Consider the following 15,605-nt stretch of genomic DNA (forward strand, 5'->3'; position numbering starts at 1 on the left):
AATCTCGACCCGCTTCCTCGTCGTTACACAACAATGGGTCGGCCACGTCTTCCTGCCGACATGGCGAGACCCGCCGCCGTTACGGTCTTTGCAACCAACGGGGCGGCGTGATCATTCCAACCCTATCCGGATCCCGATGCGTCGCCAACGCGCGAAGCGGCGCCGAACAGGGCGTCGACGCGTGACGTGTCGAGGCTCTGCACGGTCCGAAACGCCCGCTGCCAGACCCTCCGCCGCTTCGCCGACTCCCGGCAATCGGGGTCCGTGTGCAGATACGCACCACGACCAGGCATGCGCCCGGCGGGGTCCGGCACCACTGCGCCGGAGTCGGCCACCAGCCGCATGAGGTCGGACTGAGCTGCCCGCGACCTGCACCCGACGCACGTGCGTACGGGCCGGGAGCGGCCGCGGCCCCCCATCCTAGCGTGTCGGCGCATCTGCGTGCCCGGTGGGCCCTCCGGGCTCGTCCTCGGGCGAGGCGTCGATGACCGTCTCCTCGGGGTCGCCCGGATCGGAGTCGGAGCGGATGTCGATCCGCCATCCGGTCAGCCGGGCCGCCAGTCGGGCGTTCTGCCCCTCTTTGCCGATCGCCAGCGACTGCTGGTAGTCGGGAACGGTGACGCGAGCCACCTTTCCGGCCTCGTCGAGCACCTCGACGTCGCTGACGCGTGCGGGGGACAGCGCGTTGCCCACGAAGACGGCGGGGTCCTCGGAATGGTCGATGATGTCGATCTTCTCGCCGTTGAGCTCGGACATGACGTTGCGGACCCGGCTGCCCAGCGGGCCGATGCAGGCGCCCTTGGCGTTGACGCCGGACTTGTGGGAGTGCACCGCCATCTTGGTGCGGTGCCCGGCTTCACGGGCGATCGCCGAGATCTCCACCGTGCCGTCGGCGATCTCGGGCACTTCCAGCTCGAAGAGTTTGCGCACGAGGTGCGGATGGGTGCGCGAAAGCGTGACGGAGGGGCCGCGGTGGCCCTTGCGCACCTGGACCACATAGGCGCGCAACCGCTCCCCGTGGCCGTAGGTCTCGCCGGGCACCTGCTCCTGGGGCGGCAGGATCGCCTCGACCTTGCCCAGGTCGACCAGCACGTTGCGCGGGTCCTTGCCCTGCTGGATCAGACCGGAGACGATCTCGTACTCGCGCCCGGCGAACTCTCCCAGGGTCAGTTCGTCCTCGGCGTCGCGCAGACGCTGCAGGATGACCTGCTTGGCGGTCGAGGTGGCGATGCGTCCGAAGCCGGTCGGCGTGGCGTCGTACTCGCCGACCTTCGTGCCGTTCTCATCGGTCTCGGCCGCCCACACGGTCACGTGCCCGCTGGTGCGGTCCAATTCGACGCGCGCGCGGACCTGGCTGCCCTCCTGGCGGTGGTAGGCGATCAGCAGAGCGTCCTCGATCGCCTTGACGACGAGGTCAACCGAGATGTCCTTCTCGCGCTCAAGACTGCGCAGGACACTCATATCGATATCCACGGGGCTCCCCCTCTAGTCCGCCGCATCTACGTCGGCTCCGCGGCGGAATTCCACCTGGATCTTGCCGCGCCCCAGGTCAGAATAGCCATAGGAGCGGTTCTGCCCGTCGATCTCCAAGGTGACACCGGAGTCGTCGGCGTCGGCCACGCGCCCTTCGACCTCGCCGCCGTCGGCGGTGGCGGCCCGCACGAGCCGACCGCGCGCACGCCGCCAGTGGCGGGGCTGGGTGAGCGGACGGTCGACTCCGGGGGAGGTCACCTCGAGGGTGTAGGCCGCTTTGCCCATGGCGTCGGAGCCGTCGAGCACCGCGGAGATCTCCTGGGTCACCTCGCCCACGGAGTCGAGGTCGACCCCCTCGTCGGAGTCGACGATGATCCGCAGCAGCCGGCGCTTGCCCGCCGGGGTGACCTCGACCGCCTCCAGCTCCAGACCGGCTTCGGCAAGCACGGGCTCCACCAGTTCGGCGAGACGGTCGTGGCGAGCCTGCGCGCTCATCGGTGATCCTCCTCGGCGAATTCCACCCGCGGAACCGGTGTCCGGGGCGGTCCAGCTATAGCTGTCGTCCACCGCTGGTCGCGGCGACGTCGTGTGATGTCAAGGGTATCCACTGTGGGCCCTTGCCCATGCCCGAACATCGGCCCTTGTCGGCGGACGCCCCGCACAGGCGGTGCCGACGTGGTCCTCCGACGGCGCCGAGCCGCCCGCGGGAGCGGCCCTCAGGGCCGGGACGCAGGCGAGCACGCGGCGCGCGGGACCGGCGGGGGCGAGGGGCGGCGGTGCACCTCGCGCACGCACGGCACCGATCATGGAAAGATGGGGACCGATCCGCACCCCGGTGTCCGGGATGTCGGCGGCGTCCGCCGCGATCCCCGCAGGTGTGCGGCACCCCGCTGGCACGGCGAACGCATCTCATCCCGGCAGGACCGGGGCTTCCTGGTAAGGAGGGAAGGTGGGCAACGACGACGGGGCCGTCAACCGCCGTACTGTCGTCGTCGGCGCGCTCGCGGGGATCGCGGCCGCGGCGCTGAGCGGCTGCCAGGGGCCCCGGTGGTACCCCAGCGAGATCAGCCCCGACGAGTACGTGCTGCGCTCGGCGATCACCGAGAAGCGGCGCCTGATCAAGCGTTACGAGGCGAGCATCGCAGCCGGGGACGGCCCGGCCGACCTGCTGAAGCGGCTGGTGGGCCACCATCGCGAGCACGTCGCCGCGTTGCGCAAGCGGCTGCCCGAGCAGCCGGGGCGACCGCGCGGCGAGGAGAACGGGGAGGAGAGTCCCCGCCCCAGCCCGGCGCCCGTGGGCGACGGCCCGGTGCCGGTCGAGGATCTGCGTGTGGCCGAGCAGAGCGCCGCCGCTTCGCGCGCCCGCCAGCTCACCCGCCTGTCCGACACCGGTCTGGCGCAGCTCATCGCCGCCATAGGCGCCTGCGAGACCGGCCATGCCCGACTGCTCTCGGAGTCCTGATGACCGCCACACCCGAGGACGCGCAGACGGCGACGCCCGACACGGGCGAGCCCGCAACCGTCCCCTCCCTGCAGGCTGCGCTGCGCGCAGAGCACGCCGCAGTCTACGCCTACACCTACATCGGCGCCCGGTCCGACGACGAGCGGCGCGATCGCTGCTACGAGCACCTGGACGCCCACCGCGCCCAGCGCGACACGCTGCGGGTCGAGATCGGCGATCGCGGCACCAGCCCCCAGCCGGGCGCCGCCGCCTACGAGCTGCCTGAGAGCGACGGCGACGCGGACCTGGACGGCTACGCCCGGCGCGTGGAACGCCAGGCGGCGCAGGCCTATCTGGAACTGGCGGCCTCGCCCGACACGGCGGTACGGGACCTGGCCCTGCGCTCCCTGCAGGACGCGACGCTGCGCGGCATGGAGTGGGGCGGCGAGCTTGGTGTGTTCCCGGGATTTCCCGAGGGCGGGCCCCCGGCCCAGGCCGGCGGTTGACGACGCGTGCGGGGTCGGCGCGGCCGGGCCCGCCCGCGTCGCCCTGAACGCGTACTGCGGCTCAGCCCGCCGCGACGGCGGACGCCACGCGGTCGACGGCCTCCTCCAGGCCGATCTCCTCCTGCTCGCCCGAGGCTCGGTCGCGCAGCTCCAGCCGGCCCTCGGACAGCCCCTTGCCCACGATGAGGCAGGTGGGCACGCCCAGCAGCTCGGCGTCGGTGAACTTCACGCCGGGCGAGACGCCCTTGCGGTCGTCGACCAGCACCCGCACGCCACGCTGCTCCAGCTCCTCGGCGATGCGCAGCGCCACGTCGATCTGCTCGCCCTTGCCGGTGCCCACCACGTGCACGTCGGCGGGGGCCACCTCGCGCGGCCACACGACGCCCTTCTCGTCGTGGCACTGCTCGACGACCGCGGCGACCACCCGCGAGACGCCGATGCCGTAGGAGCCCATCGTGACGCGCTTGGGCTTGCCGTCGGCGCCCAGCGCGTCCAGCTCGAAGGCGTCGGTGTACTTGCGGCCGAGTTGGAAGATGTGGCCGATCTCGATGCCGCGGGCGGTGTAGAGGGTGCCCTGCCCGTCGGGCGAGGGGTCGCCCTCGCGGACGTCGGCGGCCTCGACGGTGCCGTCGGGGGTGAAGTCGCGCCCGCAGACGAGGTTCATCACGTGGTGGTCGGGCTTGTCGGCACCGGTGATCCAGGCCGTTCCCTCGACCACGCGGGGGTCCACGACGTAGCGCAGCTTGTTGGCGAGCAGCGCGTTGGGGCCGACGTAGCCCTTGACCAGGAACGGGTGGGCCTCGAAGTCGGCTTCGTCGAGGAGCTGGACCTCGGCCGGGTGCAGCGCGGCCTCCAGGCGCTTCATGTCGACCTCGCGGTCGCCGGGCACGCCTACGCCCATGACCTCCCAGTCCGCGGAGCCGGGCTCGCGCGTCTTGACCAGGACGTTCTTCAGGGTGTCGGCGGCGGTGAAGGTGCGCCCGAGGCCGGCGGCGTTGAAGAAGTCGACCAGCGTCTCGATGGTGGGGGTCTCGGGGGTGCGGTGCACCTGGGCCTCCGGCAGGCCCTCGACGGACCCGGCCGGCGGTGCTGGGGTGTGCACGGCCTCGACGTTGGCGGCGTAGTCGGACCCGGTGCTGCGGACGAAGGTGTCCTCGCCGGTGGGGGTCTCGGCCAGGAACTCCTCGGAGGCCGACCCGCCCATGGCGCCCGACTGCGCCGAGACCACCACGAAGCTCAGGCCCAGCCGCTCGAAGATCCGCACATAGGCCTCGCGGTGCAGGTCGTAGGAGCGCTGCAGGCCCTCGTCGTCGATGTCGAAGGAGTAGGAGTCCTTCATGTGGAACTCGCGGCCGCGCAGCACGCCGGCCCGGGGGCGGGCCTCGTCGCGGAACTTCTCCTGGATCTGGTACAGGACCACCGGGAAGTCCTTGTAGGAGCTGTACTCGCCCTTGACCAGCCAGGTGAACAGCTCCTCGTGGGTGGGGGTGAGCGCGTAGTCGGCGCCCTTGCGGTCCTTGAGCCGGAAGAGCGCGTCGCCGTACTCGGTCCAGCGGCCGGTGGCCTCGTAGTACTCGCTCGGCAGCAGTGTGGGCAGCAGCATCTCCTGCGCGCCGATGCGGCCCATCTCCTCGCGGATCACCGCGGCGACGTTGTCGAGCACGAGCTTGCCCAGCGGCAGCCAGGAGTAGATGCCGGGCGCGGCACGGCGGACGTAGCCCCCGCGCGCCATCAGCCTGTGACTGGGCACCTCGGCGTCCGCCGGGTCCTCGCGCAGGGTGCGCAGGAACAGGGTCGACATCCGCAGCACGGGCACTCCTCAAGTCGGTCGACAAGTCCAGTCGGATCCGCGAGCCGGTCCGGTCCACGGGATCCGGTCTCGGGTGATCCCTTCGAGATCCGCGGTCCGCGGAAGACGGGGCCGCCCGCCGCGGGCGATACTCAGAGGAGTTCCAGGCTAGCGCGCACGGCGCGCGCCCAGGCACCCCGAACGGCAGCAGGCCCATGCGATACGGGCGGGGCGGGCATGCCGCCCGCCGAGCGCCGGCGGCCCGCCCGGAGCCCGTACCGTTGGACACGGATCGGCACACGGCGAAACGGCAGGCGATCGGGCGGTATCGGCATGGCAGCGCACGGAATCGGAAGCGGAACGCGGCAGCCCGAGGTGGAGTTGATCCGCGACGCCGACCGCGCCGAATCCTGGTTGCTGATGGTCGACGGCACCCCGCAGTCGCACGTCGACCTGTCCGACCCGACCTACCTGGACTTCGAATACGTCCAGCGGATCGGGCACACCGTCGACCTGGCCTTTCCCGCCGGCCGGCGGATCCGCGCGCTGCATCTGGGCGCGGGGGCGCTGACTCTGGCCCGCTACGTCGCGGCCACCCGCCCGGGATCCCGTCAGCGGGCCGTGGACAACAACCCGCGGTTGGTCGAGCTGGTGCGCGAGTCGCTGCCGTGGGACCGCCGCACCGATCTGCGAGTGGGCACCGGCGACGCGCGAGAGTGGCTGGCCCGGCGCCAGAGTGGCAGCGCCGACCTCGTGGTCTGCGACGTGTTCGCCGGCGCGCAGACGCCTGCCGCTCTGACGTCGGTGGAGTTCTTCGCCGACGCCGACCGGGTGCTGGACGAGGGCGGGGTGTGCGCGGCCAACGTGGGCGACGGCCGGCGGCTGCGGCACGTACGCGCCCAGGCGGCCACGCTGGCCGAGGTCTTCGCTCACACCGCGCTGATCGCGGCTCCCGGGGTACTGCGCGGGCGGCGGTTCGGCAACTTCGTACTGCTGGGGTCGCAGCGTCCGCTGCCCGCCGGGGAGCTCACGCGGCGCGCGCACCGCGATCCCGACATGGCCCGGGTGCTGGAGGGCGAGACGCTGGAACGGTTCGTCGCCGGCGCGGCCGCGGTGCGCGACGCCGCGGCGACCGATTCGCCGGCGCCGCCCGACGACGTGTTCGCGCGCTGAGCACGCCCGCGCCGCTCGCGGGTCGCGGTCGGACCGGGCTCAGTCGGGCAGTTCGTGGTCCAGCAGGAACGAGAACTCCGGCGTCTGCCTGATGCCTACTCCGCCACTGGGGTCGGGCTGGGTTCCCATGCCGGTGACGCGCCCGTTGCGCCACCAGATGATCTGGTCGGTGACGGGGGCGCCGTCCTGCACCAGGCTCTGGAAGGCCTGGTAGAGGAACGGGATGAGCGACAGGGACCGCTTGCTGCGCAGCACCGCGTACAGCATCGTGTTGGCCGAGGGCAGCATGACCACCGCGCCGTACGGCAGGGGCTCCTGGGCCACCTCGACCAGCCGCATCACGTGTGCCGATCCCGGCCATCCGATCCCGTGCACGACGTGGACCGGGGTGTCGGCGTCGGTGCGGAGGCTCTGCAGGTCGAGAGGCTCGTGGGCGAGGTTGTGCATCGCCGCGAACCACAGGTCCTGCTTGCTGACGCCCCACGCGCGGGCGTGCCGGAGGTCCAGCACCGCCGCCTCGTAGGTCTGCGGGTTGGTCCGGCAGCACAGCAGCGCGGTCAGGCGCGGATTGACGGAGTAGGCGAGCTTGTCGGTGCCCAGCTCGGAAGGGTCGCCGGTGAGGATGATGCGCAGGTAGGGCAGGGCGGCGGCGTAGGGCTCGGCGAGCAGGCGGCTGTGCGCGTCCCAGGCGGGCAGGGACCGGCCGTGCGGCGGGGGGTCGGGGACGTTCATCGCGGCGGGGCTCGCTCCTGAGCTGACTGCGGTCGGCGGGGGTGGCGCTCGGCCCGGACCGGGCGCCGGCGGGATCGCGGCCGGACGGGGACCGGTCAGTGGGCCGGAGACGTCGCTTCCCGGAAGTATCCCACCCGCGCACCACCCTCACCGCACCGTGCGGGCAGGTGACCCGGTCATCCCATGACTGAACAGGGTGCGCTACCCTCGCAGGCATGCGCTACAGGACACGAGGATTCGCCACTCCCCCTCCAGTGGTCTGAGGGGCGTTCGCCGCACCCGCGTCCGGGCTCCGAGGCGCCGCCCGCGGAGACGGCGGGTGCCGCGCGACGCGACGTCCGACGTGCTGCGACGCCCCTGCGCCGACGATTCCTCGACCATCGCCGTCGCCCCCGGAGTGGCCCACCGTGTCCGAACCGCCTGTCACCGCCTCCTCCGCGACCGGAGCCCCCTCCGCCGCCGCACCGCCTCCCCGCTCCGACCGTCCCGACACGGCGGCCGGTCCCGATACCGCCCAGCGCGGATTCGTCCTGCTGGTGGCCGCCGGGCTGCTGTGGGGCACCAGCGGGATCGCCGGGCACGGCCTGCAGGCTGCGGGTGTCACAGTCGTGGCCGTCGCCTGCTATCGCCTGCTCTTCGCGGGCGTGGTGGTCAGCGGCTACCTGGCGCTGTCGGGCCGCCTGCTCCGCGTGCCGCGCACGCGCCGGGTAGTCATCCGCCTCCTGGTCAACGGCCTGCTGCACGCGGCCTTCCAATGCTTCTACTTCGCCTCGCTGACACTGGTGCCCGTCGGCCTGGCGACCCTGGTCAAGATCGGCAGCGTGCCGGTTTTCGTCGCCGCGGGGATCTGCCTGCTGGCGCGCCGCGCGCCCACGGCGCGCCTGGCGGTCTCCGTCCTGCTCGCGGTGACCGGCATGGCGCTGCTGGTCGGGTTCCCCGCGACCGACGCGAGCCCCGCCGAGTTGGCGCTGGGCATGACCTGCGCACTCGCGGCCGGGCTGACGTTCTCGGTGATGACCCTGGTCAACCGCTCTGCGGTGGTGGGCCTGGATCCGCTGGTCAACGCGGGGCTGGGGCTGCTCATCGGCGGTGTGCTGCTGATGCCGGCGGGCCTGATCGCCGGCATGGCGGTCCCGCCGGCACCCGCGCCGCTGGCCCTGCTGGTCTACCTGGGCCTCGTGCCCACGGTGCTGGCCTATCTCGCCTACTTCGGCGGGGTCAGCCGGGCCTCCGACGCCGGGGCCGCCGTGGGCACGATCGCCGAGCCGCTGACCGCGGCGCTGCTGTCCATGGCGCTGCTCGGCGAGGAGATGACCGCGATCGGCGCGGCCGGCGCCGTCCTGCTGGCCGCGGCGATGGGGACCGACTACGCCGCCGGAGTGCTCAGCCGCCGCAGGCTCCGCCGCGCGCGGACCGGGACGGGCTGAGGCCGACCGCCCTGGCCGCACCGCCGCCGCGTACTCCTCGGGGCGTAGGCGCGCCCCCGGCAGAACCTTCCAGCGGAGGACGGGCGGCAGGGGGTCCGGCGCGTAGCGTCGAAGGATGCTGTCCCGGATCAAGCCCCGGCGCGGGGACGCGTGGATCACGGCCGCTGCGGCGGCGGTGATCCTCTCCTGGGCCATAGCGGTCCAACTGCTGCCCGACCCTCCCCCGGCTTCACGGCCGCTGGTGCCGTGGGGGCTGGTGTGCACCGGCGCGGCGGTGCTCCCGCTGGCCTGGCGCAGCCGGATTCCCGTGACTGTCGCGGTCGCGTCCGTCGCGGCGTCCACCGTCTACTACCCCCTGGGGTTTCCCGACGGCGGCACGGGCCTGGCCGGGATGGTCGCGCTGTTCGGACTGGCCGCCGACGGTTACCGGTGGCAGGCGTGGAGCCTGGGACTGGCGCAGTTCCTGGTGATCCACCTCTGGGAGGCGCTGGTTTTCGGGACTCCGCGCCTGGACTCGACCGTGGCGGTACTGGAGATGGTGCTGGTCGTGCTCATCGCCGGCGAAGTGGCTCGGCGGCGGCGCGAGTACCGCAAGCTGGCGAGCGAGCGCGCCGACGAGGCCCTGCGCACCCGCGAGGAGGCGATCCAGCGCCGGGCCTCGGAGGAGCGGGTGCGGCTGGCCCGCGATGTGCACGACGCCGTCGCGCACAACATCTCGCTCATCAACGTGCAGGCGGGCACCGCGCTCTACCTGATCGAGTCCGAGCCGGAGCGGGCCGCCGACGCGCTGGCGACGATCAAGCGGACCAGCAAGGACACGCTGCAGGAGCTGCGGGCGACGCTCAACGTGCTGCGCTCGGTGGACGAGCAGGCGCCGCGCTCGCCGACCCCGGGTCTTGAGGGGATCGAGGAGCTCGCCGAGGGCGCCCGACGCGCCGGACTGGACGTGCGGGTCGTGCGCGACGGCGGGCCCCCTCCGACCGCGACCAACGTGCAGGCCGCCGCCTATCGCATCGTGCAGGAGGCGCTGACCAACGTGGTGCGCCATTCCGGCGCCACCACGGTCACCGTCGAGATCGAGTGCGCACAGGGCGGTGTCGGACTGCTGGTGCGCGACGACGGCGCGGCGACGCCGTTCGGCTTCGCGCCCGGCAACGGCATCACCGGGATGCGCGAGCGGGTCGCCGCACTGGGCGGGGAGGTTGCGATGGGACCCGCCCGCGGCGGAGGATTCGCCGTACGGGCCCGGCTGCCCGGCACCGGCCACGGTGTCGGCCCGGCCGACGGCGACGGCGGGGCGGCCTCCGCAGGCGGCATCGGCGACACGGTGCACCGCTCCGAAGGCGGCGGCGAGCACGGCGAAGCGCGCGGCGGTGCGCGGCCGCCTCAGGGGGAAGAGGAGCGGCGCGGGTGATCAGGGTCCTTCTTGCCGACGACCAAGCGCTTGTGCGCGCCGGATTCCGCGCGCTGCTGGACAGCGCCGAGGACGTATCGGTGGTGGCCGAGGCGGCCGACGGCCAGGAAGCGGTGCGGATGACCGCGGCCGAGCTGCCCGACGTGGTCCTCATGGACATCCGGATGCCGATCCTCGACGGGCTGGCCGCCACCCGGCGGATACTCGCCGACCCCGCGCTGGAACCGGTACGCATCGTCATACTGACGACCTTCGACCTGGACGAGTACATCTTCGAGGCGCTGCGCACGGGCGCCAGCGGATTCCTGGTCAAAGACACCGAACCCGAGGAGCTGCTGCAGGGCGTGCGGGTGGTGACGCGCGGCGACGCGCTGCTGTCCCCGGCGGTCACGCGGCGGCTGATCGCCGACTACGCCGGCCGCCCCAAACGCCCCCGCCCCTCGGCGCGGCTGGCGGAGCTGACCGACCGCGAGCGCGAGGTCCTGGCGCTGGTGGCCGGCGGACTGACCAACGAGGAGATCGCCGAACGCCTCGTCGTCAGTCCGGCGACCGCCAAGACCCATGTCAGCAGGACCATGGTGAAGCTGCGGGTGCGCGACCGCGCTCAGTTGGTGGTCTTCGCCTACGAGAGCTCGCTCGTGGCCCCCGGTTGGCTGGAATAGGCGCATCGCGGCCGAGTCGGCCGGCCGACTCGGCCGCGGCCGCTCCTGCGCCGAGCCTCGGAAACCCCGAGGCGGTCTGCGGGGCCCCTTACGCCGGAGGCGGTATCCGGGCGGCGCCGTGGGCGCCCGGCGGCGTAGGCGCAGAGCCGCCCGCCGGGCGACGCCCCGCGAGGCACCGCCCGGCCATGCTCGGTAGCGCTCATCCTCCGCCGACTCGTGAGGCGCCACCGACATGTTCGACCTGTTCCAGGATCCGCTGCTGCTGGCGCGCGTCCAGTTCGCGCTGACCGCGAGCGTCCACTACATCTTCGTGGCCCTGACCTTGGGCCTGGCCCCGTTCATCCTGTTCGGCCAGCTCGGCGCCACCCTGCGCCGTGACGAGGCGCGGATGCGGGCGGTGCGCTTCTGGGGCGGCCTCTACGTCGTCAACTACGCCATGGGCGTGCTCTCCGGCCTGGTCATGGAGCTGCAACTGGCGCTGAACTGGAGCGGGCTGGGCGACATGTTCGGCTACGCCTTCGGCGCACCGCTGGCCGTGGAGACGATGGGCGCGTTCTTCGTCGAGTCCACCTTCCTGGGACTGTGGATCTTCGGCTGGGACCGGATGAGCCGGTGGGCGCACCTGATGTGCTTCGCGGTCGTGACCGGGACCGCCTACCTGTCGGCCTACTGGGTGCTGGTAGCCAACGGCTTCCTGCGCTACCCGGTGGGCGGCCTGCGGATCGAGGACGGCACGGCGCGGGTGAGCGATCCGGCGGCTCTGATGGCCAACCCGTCGACCCTGATGGCGTTCGGGCACATCTGCCTCAGCGCGCTGGTTCTGGGGTCGGCGGTGGTCATCGCGGTCAGCGCCTACCACCTGGCCCGCCGCAACGACCCCGACCGGATGTTCGGGCGCGGCATCCGCTGGGGCACGGCCGTGTTCGCTCTGGCGCTCTACCCCACTGCCCATGTCGGCGTCATGCAGTTCGCGCTCTACGATCGGGTCCCGCCCGGCAGCGGACTGACCTACGGCCCCGAGGAGATCGCCGCGATCGAGGCCGAGGGCAGCGCGCCGGGATTCTTCGACGCGTTCGGCGACGGGTTGATGATGGGCTCCTGGGCGCTGATGTCGGTGATCACGCTGGTGCTGCTGGCCGTGTGGCTGCTGCGCCGCCTGGACCGCTGGCGGGGCGTGCTGTGGCCGCTGGTGCTGCTGCCGTTCCTGCCGTACGGGGCGAGCGTCGGCGGGTGGGTGCTGCGCGAGACCCAGCGCCAGCCCTGGGCGGTGGAGGACCTGCTGACCACTGCCGATGCGATGACCGACATGACGCCGTCGATGGCCGCGGTCTCGTTCTCGCTGTTCACGCTCGCCTTCGCGGCGCTGGCCACCGTGACCTATGTGCTGCTGGTGCGCTACGCCCGGCTCGGCCCCGAGCTCGGCCCGCTCGCGCCCCTGCGCACGAAGGGGCCGGCCGAGGGCGACGACGCCGAACTCCCGACCGTCCACACCTTCTAGCCCGGACCGCGCCTCCCCCGTACCGCCCTTTCCGAAGGAGCATGCCGTGGAAATCCTTGCCGTCGTCCTCCTCGCCGGTCTCGTGTCGGGCTATCTCGTCCTCGCCGGATGCGACATCGGGCTGGGCATGCTGATGCCCTACGTGGCCCGCACCGGCGCCGAGCGCAGGCGCGCGGTCTCGGCCATGGCCCCCTACTTCCTGGGCAGCGAAGTGTGGCTGCTCGGCACGGTGGGCGTGGCCATGGGACTGTTCCCCGTGTTGAAAGCCGAGGTGATCACGGGCCGGTGGCCGGTCTTCGTGGCGCTGCTGGCCGGGTGGCTGTTCCGCGACGCGGGGCTGTGGATGCGCGGCCGCATGCGCACGGGCGCCGGGCGGGCGGTCTGCGACGTGTGGATCGTCGGCGGGAGCTGGACGCTGGCGCTGAGCCTGGGCCTGGTCGTCGGCGGGCTGCTGGGGGGCGGAAGCCTCCTGAGCCCGTTCGCGATCGCGTGCGCGCTGACGGCCGTCGCGCTGTTCGCGCTGCGCGGCGCGGCGTTCGGCGCTGAGAGGCTGGTTCCGGCGGCCGCGGCGGAGCCGATGCACCGGCAGAGCCCCTCGCCGGCGCCCGACGGTGTGGCCGCGGGAGGGGGCGGCGCCGTGCCCGGCCGCCTCCCGGGCGGCGGGGCGAGCGGGTCCGGCGCCGGCGGCGCACGGACCGCGTCGGGGGTTCCGGCAGCTGTTATCGGGCACACGGCGGCCCCCGGTTCCATGCCGACCGAATCCGCTGTGTCCGCCGACACCGCCGCCCGGGCGACGCGCCCGCTCGCGCGCGCGGCGCTGGCCGCGGCCCTCCTCGCAGCGGCGGCGTCGCCGCTTCCCGGCGGTGTGGCGGCCGAGCGTCCGCTGGCGGCCGCCGCGACGGCACTCGTGGTGCTGGGTGCACTCGCCGCGACGTCGGGACTGACGGGACCGCGGCTGTCACGGCACACCTCGGCCGCGGCTCTGGCGTCGGTTCCGCTGCTGATCGCTGCTGCGGTGAACCTGCCCGTGGCCCCGGTTCCGGACGGCATCGCCGTGCTGTTCTACTCGGCCGTCGCCCCCCTCGTCCCGTTCATGGTGCTGGGCCAGATCTGGCTGTACCGGATGGTGCGGCGGCCGGCGCCGGCGTCGGGGTTCTTCGGCTGATCCCGCCGATCGGCGCATGGGCGCGCCCGGCCGGGCGGGAGCGGGAGCGGAGCCGGGCGGCCGTCTACCGGCGGCCGCCCGGCGTGCTTCTCGGGGCGGCACCGCAGCGGGGGCAACACTCATCGAACCCCGCGGACGGGTTGGCGACCACGCACAGCGGGCATCTGTGTCGACGCAGTGCGACGCCTGCCCCGGCGGGCGTCCGCCACCCCCTTCGAGGAGGCACCATGCCCGAGTCCGCCCCCACTCCCCCGGTCCCCGGCGGCTGCAACTGCGGCTCGAACTGCGGCTGCGGCTGCCAGAGCGGCGGCAGCTGCAGCTGCGGCGGCAACTGCAGCTGACCACCGCGGCCGCCGGTTCCGGGCACCCCGGGCCGGCGGCCCGCGCACGTCCCGAACAGCAGCCATCCGTTCGGTCACGCACCGAATCGGCGCGCCCACTCGGCGCGAGGACCGGGCGGCTGCGACAATCCTCGTTCGAGACAACACCGCCGCCGACCGCGGCGTGTCGCGGGGTCGGCGCCGCACGGGGAGGCCGCATGTCGCTCTCGGACATCTTCGCGTCCACGGCCGGGCAGCTCGACGACCACGAGCGGCTCCGCATCTACGTGGAAGGCATCCGCGAACGCGCGGCCAAAGCGGTGCCGTGGGGGCCCGACACGGTCGGGGTCCCCGCGCAGTCCGACGGCAACGCGCTGATGCGGATCAACGACATCGCCTTCTACGCCAACGCCCGCCAGGAGATCGCCTCATTCGCCGACCTGTGCCTGGCACTGCTGGAGACGCACCGCCCGCGCGACGCCGGTGCCCTCAGCAGCGACAGCACGCCACCCGTCCGGCGGTGCCGCTGCTGCATGCTGCGATGGCCCTGCCCCACCGTGCGGGAGATGGGGCGCCTGCTGGACTGAGGGACGCGGGCGCGGCATCGGTGGTCCAAGGGCGCCACCCGCCGACGGCGGGGCGCGTTCCACCGCCGGCAGGCGGCGCGCAGGCGCCCGGTGTCCGGCCGGGCGGCGGAGGGTCCCCGCCGCCCGGCCTCTCACCATGCCGGGCCTCAGAGCCGAAATTAGCTGTAGAACCGGTTTCACCGCAATACCTGCCGATGAACCGGCTATACCCCTGTGAGCCGGGGGTCCTCGCCGGACCGAGCGCGGCGAGAACGCGATCTAGGCAGGGATCTCCACCGGCCTCGGATCAGCTCGTGGAGAACTGCACGGCCGCCCGGTCGGCGAGCAGCGGGCGGATGATCCCCAGGGCGGCCTGGTGCTCGGGGTGGTCGCGGTAGGCCGCGAAGGCGTCCTCGTCCGCGACGTCGGCGACCACCGCGAAGTCGTAGGTGTCGGCCCCGATGCCGAGGTCGCGGCCGAAGGAGTAGCCGTCGAGCTCGGAGATCAGACCGGGCAGGCGCCCGAGCGCCTCCTCGACCCGGGCGATCTGAGCGGGCGTGACGTCCTCGGACCAGCGGAACAGCGCGATATGCCTCAGTGCCATGGCACGAAGCTACAGGACCCGCGCCCCGCCCCCTCCGGCGGCACGGCCGGTACACGGCTCCGGCCCCAGGGGCGGGGGACAGCTCCTGGGGCCGGCCGAAGGGGGGATGAACCGCGGTAGCGCGCCCTCAGGGCCGTGCGGGGCCGGGGACGAGGCCGCGCGATGGGGCACCGCGTGCTGACGACGGTAACGGGGCTCCGGTCACGCGGACGGCCTGATCCGGTAACCGGAACGTCTCGATTGCTTGCTTTCGGCCGCCGAGTCCGACTGAGTGACCTGCCCGTATAAACCGGACATAAGCGGGATCAGGGGTTCCGCGGCGGACGCGTTCCCGCTGTCGGCGAGGGCGCCGAGCATGTCCGTGCAGGAAGGCGGGCCGCCCGCTCCGCGCCGCCCGGCCCCCGACACACGAGCGCCCGGGCACGTACGGGCCCGGGCGCCGACCGCCGTGTGCTCGTCAGCTCACGCGGACCGCCGTGAGGTAGGCGTCGTCGGAGTCGGCGGCGACGATGTCGGTGATCCGCCAGGTCTGGCCGCCGACGGTGAACGTGTCGCCTCTGCGCACGTCGATCATGCCCTGGTCGCGCCACTCCTCGGGCCCGCCGAGCTTGGCCGCAGGGGTGCCGTCGTCCTCCAGCCAGAAGCGGCCGCCGCCGACCGGGCCGCCCATGAAGCGGTCGTTCCGGCCGTAGCTGATCTTCTCTTCCGCACCGATTTCATGCTCCACGTCCGACCGTCTCCCGTCATGCGAGAAGTCCCGGTTTCCGCCCATGCGGAAGGGCGGGCGGGTTCCGGGCAGGGTGGTCCGCCCTTGGGTGTTTCGAACCTTACCCCG

Annotated in this window: 16 protein-coding genes; 9 read left to right on the forward strand and 7 right to left on the reverse strand. The window is 73.0% G+C overall.

Annotation, left to right across the window (positions count from 1 at the left end; translation table 11 throughout):
* Positions 1 to 122: 122 nt before the first annotated feature.
* The 3 genes from LP52_RS26595 to rimP are packed head-to-tail and all read right to left on the reverse strand — an operon-like array spanning position 123 to position 1,968.
* The gene (locus LP52_RS26595) at positions 123 to 437 is read right to left on the reverse strand and encodes a DUF448 domain-containing protein (protein ID WP_084723183.1); all 315 of its coding nucleotides are present in this window, start codon (positions 435 to 437) and stop codon (positions 123 to 125) included.
* Complete coding sequence (gene nusA / locus LP52_RS14100) at positions 421 to 1,461, reverse strand: transcription termination factor NusA (protein ID WP_040273939.1); 1,041 nt, start codon at positions 1,459 to 1,461, stop codon at positions 421 to 423. Before nusA ends, LP52_RS26595 begins: the two co-directional genes overlap by 17 nt.
* A 24-nt stretch (positions 1,462 to 1,485) precedes the next feature.
* The gene (gene rimP, locus LP52_RS14105) at positions 1,486 to 1,968 is read right to left on the reverse strand and encodes a ribosome maturation factor RimP (protein WP_040273941.1); all 483 of its coding nucleotides are present in this window, start codon (positions 1,966 to 1,968) and stop codon (positions 1,486 to 1,488) included.
* Between the two features lie 454 nt (positions 1,969 to 2,422).
* Between rimP and LP52_RS14110 the strand changes: the two genes are divergently transcribed.
* Together LP52_RS14110 and LP52_RS14115 are read left to right on the forward strand one after the other, a co-directional pair.
* On the forward strand, positions 2,423 to 2,935 hold the full coding sequence (locus tag LP52_RS14110) for a hypothetical protein (RefSeq protein WP_040273942.1): 513 nt from the start codon (positions 2,423 to 2,425) through the stop codon (positions 2,933 to 2,935).
* A complete protein-coding gene (locus LP52_RS14115) occupies positions 2,935 to 3,420 on the forward strand; it encodes a ferritin-like domain-containing protein (RefSeq protein WP_040273943.1) in 486 nt (161 codons plus the stop codon). The genes LP52_RS14110 and LP52_RS14115 overlap by 1 nt, the downstream gene beginning before the upstream one ends.
* 61 nt (positions 3,421 to 3,481) lie before the next feature.
* Here LP52_RS14115 and LP52_RS14120 read toward each other — a convergent pair whose 3' ends face one another.
* Positions 3,482 to 5,221, reverse strand: coding sequence for a proline--tRNA ligase (locus LP52_RS14120; protein ID WP_040274066.1), 1,740 nt, complete (start codon positions 5,219 to 5,221; stop codon positions 3,482 to 3,484).
* Positions 5,222 to 5,542: 321 nt separating this feature from the next.
* Here LP52_RS14120 and LP52_RS14125 point away from each other — a divergent pair, with 321 nt between their 5' ends.
* Complete coding sequence (locus LP52_RS14125) at positions 5,543 to 6,382, forward strand: spermidine synthase (RefSeq protein WP_052809830.1); 840 nt, start codon at positions 5,543 to 5,545, stop codon at positions 6,380 to 6,382.
* A 39-nt stretch (positions 6,383 to 6,421) separates the two neighbouring features.
* Here the strand turns inward: LP52_RS14125 and LP52_RS14130 are convergent, their stop codons facing one another.
* Positions 6,422 to 7,114: a hypothetical protein gene (locus LP52_RS14130; RefSeq protein ID WP_040273945.1), complete on the reverse strand. Its 693-nt coding sequence runs from the start codon at positions 7,112 to 7,114 to the stop codon at positions 6,422 to 6,424.
* Between the two features lie 407 nt (positions 7,115 to 7,521).
* Between LP52_RS14130 and LP52_RS14135 the strand changes: the two genes are divergently transcribed.
* The 6 genes from LP52_RS14135 to LP52_RS14160 all read left to right on the forward strand — a co-directional run bounded on the left by LP52_RS14135 (position 7,522) and on the right by LP52_RS14160 (position 14,187).
* The gene (locus tag LP52_RS14135; protein WP_052809831.1) at positions 7,522 to 8,541 is read left to right on the forward strand and encodes a DMT family transporter; all 1,020 of its coding nucleotides are present in this window, start codon (positions 7,522 to 7,524) and stop codon (positions 8,539 to 8,541) included.
* A 115-nt stretch (positions 8,542 to 8,656) separates the two neighbouring features.
* The gene (locus LP52_RS14140) at positions 8,657 to 9,955 is read left to right on the forward strand and encodes a sensor histidine kinase (protein WP_084723184.1); all 1,299 of its coding nucleotides are present in this window, start codon (positions 8,657 to 8,659) and stop codon (positions 9,953 to 9,955) included.
* Complete coding sequence (locus LP52_RS14145) at positions 9,952 to 10,617, forward strand: response regulator (protein WP_040273946.1); 666 nt, start codon at positions 9,952 to 9,954, stop codon at positions 10,615 to 10,617. The genes LP52_RS14140 and LP52_RS14145 overlap by 4 nt, the downstream gene beginning before the upstream one ends.
* A gap of 241 nt (positions 10,618 to 10,858) precedes the next feature.
* Positions 10,859 to 12,115, forward strand: a complete 1,257-nt coding sequence (locus LP52_RS14150) for a cytochrome ubiquinol oxidase subunit I (protein WP_040274070.1) — start codon at positions 10,859 to 10,861, stop codon at positions 12,113 to 12,115.
* 46 nt (positions 12,116 to 12,161) lie between these two features.
* Positions 12,162 to 13,280, forward strand: a complete 1,119-nt coding sequence (locus LP52_RS14155) for a cytochrome d ubiquinol oxidase subunit II (protein ID WP_040273948.1) — start codon at positions 12,162 to 12,164, stop codon at positions 13,278 to 13,280.
* A gap of 538 nt (positions 13,281 to 13,818) precedes the next feature.
* On the forward strand, positions 13,819 to 14,187 hold the full coding sequence (locus LP52_RS14160; RefSeq protein ID WP_040273950.1) for a hypothetical protein: 369 nt from the start codon (positions 13,819 to 13,821) through the stop codon (positions 14,185 to 14,187).
* Positions 14,188 to 14,473: 286 nt separating this feature from the next.
* Here the strand turns inward: LP52_RS14160 and LP52_RS14165 are convergent, their stop codons facing one another.
* Both LP52_RS14165 and LP52_RS14170 read right to left on the reverse strand, forming a co-directional pair.
* Positions 14,474 to 14,770: a Dabb family protein gene (locus LP52_RS14165; protein WP_040273952.1), complete on the reverse strand. Its 297-nt coding sequence runs from the start codon at positions 14,768 to 14,770 to the stop codon at positions 14,474 to 14,476.
* 457 nt (positions 14,771 to 15,227) lie between these two features.
* Positions 15,228 to 15,497, reverse strand: coding sequence for a DUF6406 domain-containing protein (locus tag LP52_RS14170; RefSeq protein ID WP_040273954.1), 270 nt, complete (start codon positions 15,495 to 15,497; stop codon positions 15,228 to 15,230).
* Between the last annotated feature and the right edge of the window lie 108 nt (positions 15,498 to 15,605).

The organism is Streptomonospora alba (assembly GCF_000826685.1).
Classification (GTDB): Bacteria; Actinomycetota; Actinomycetes; order Streptosporangiales; family Streptosporangiaceae; genus Streptomonospora; species Streptomonospora alba.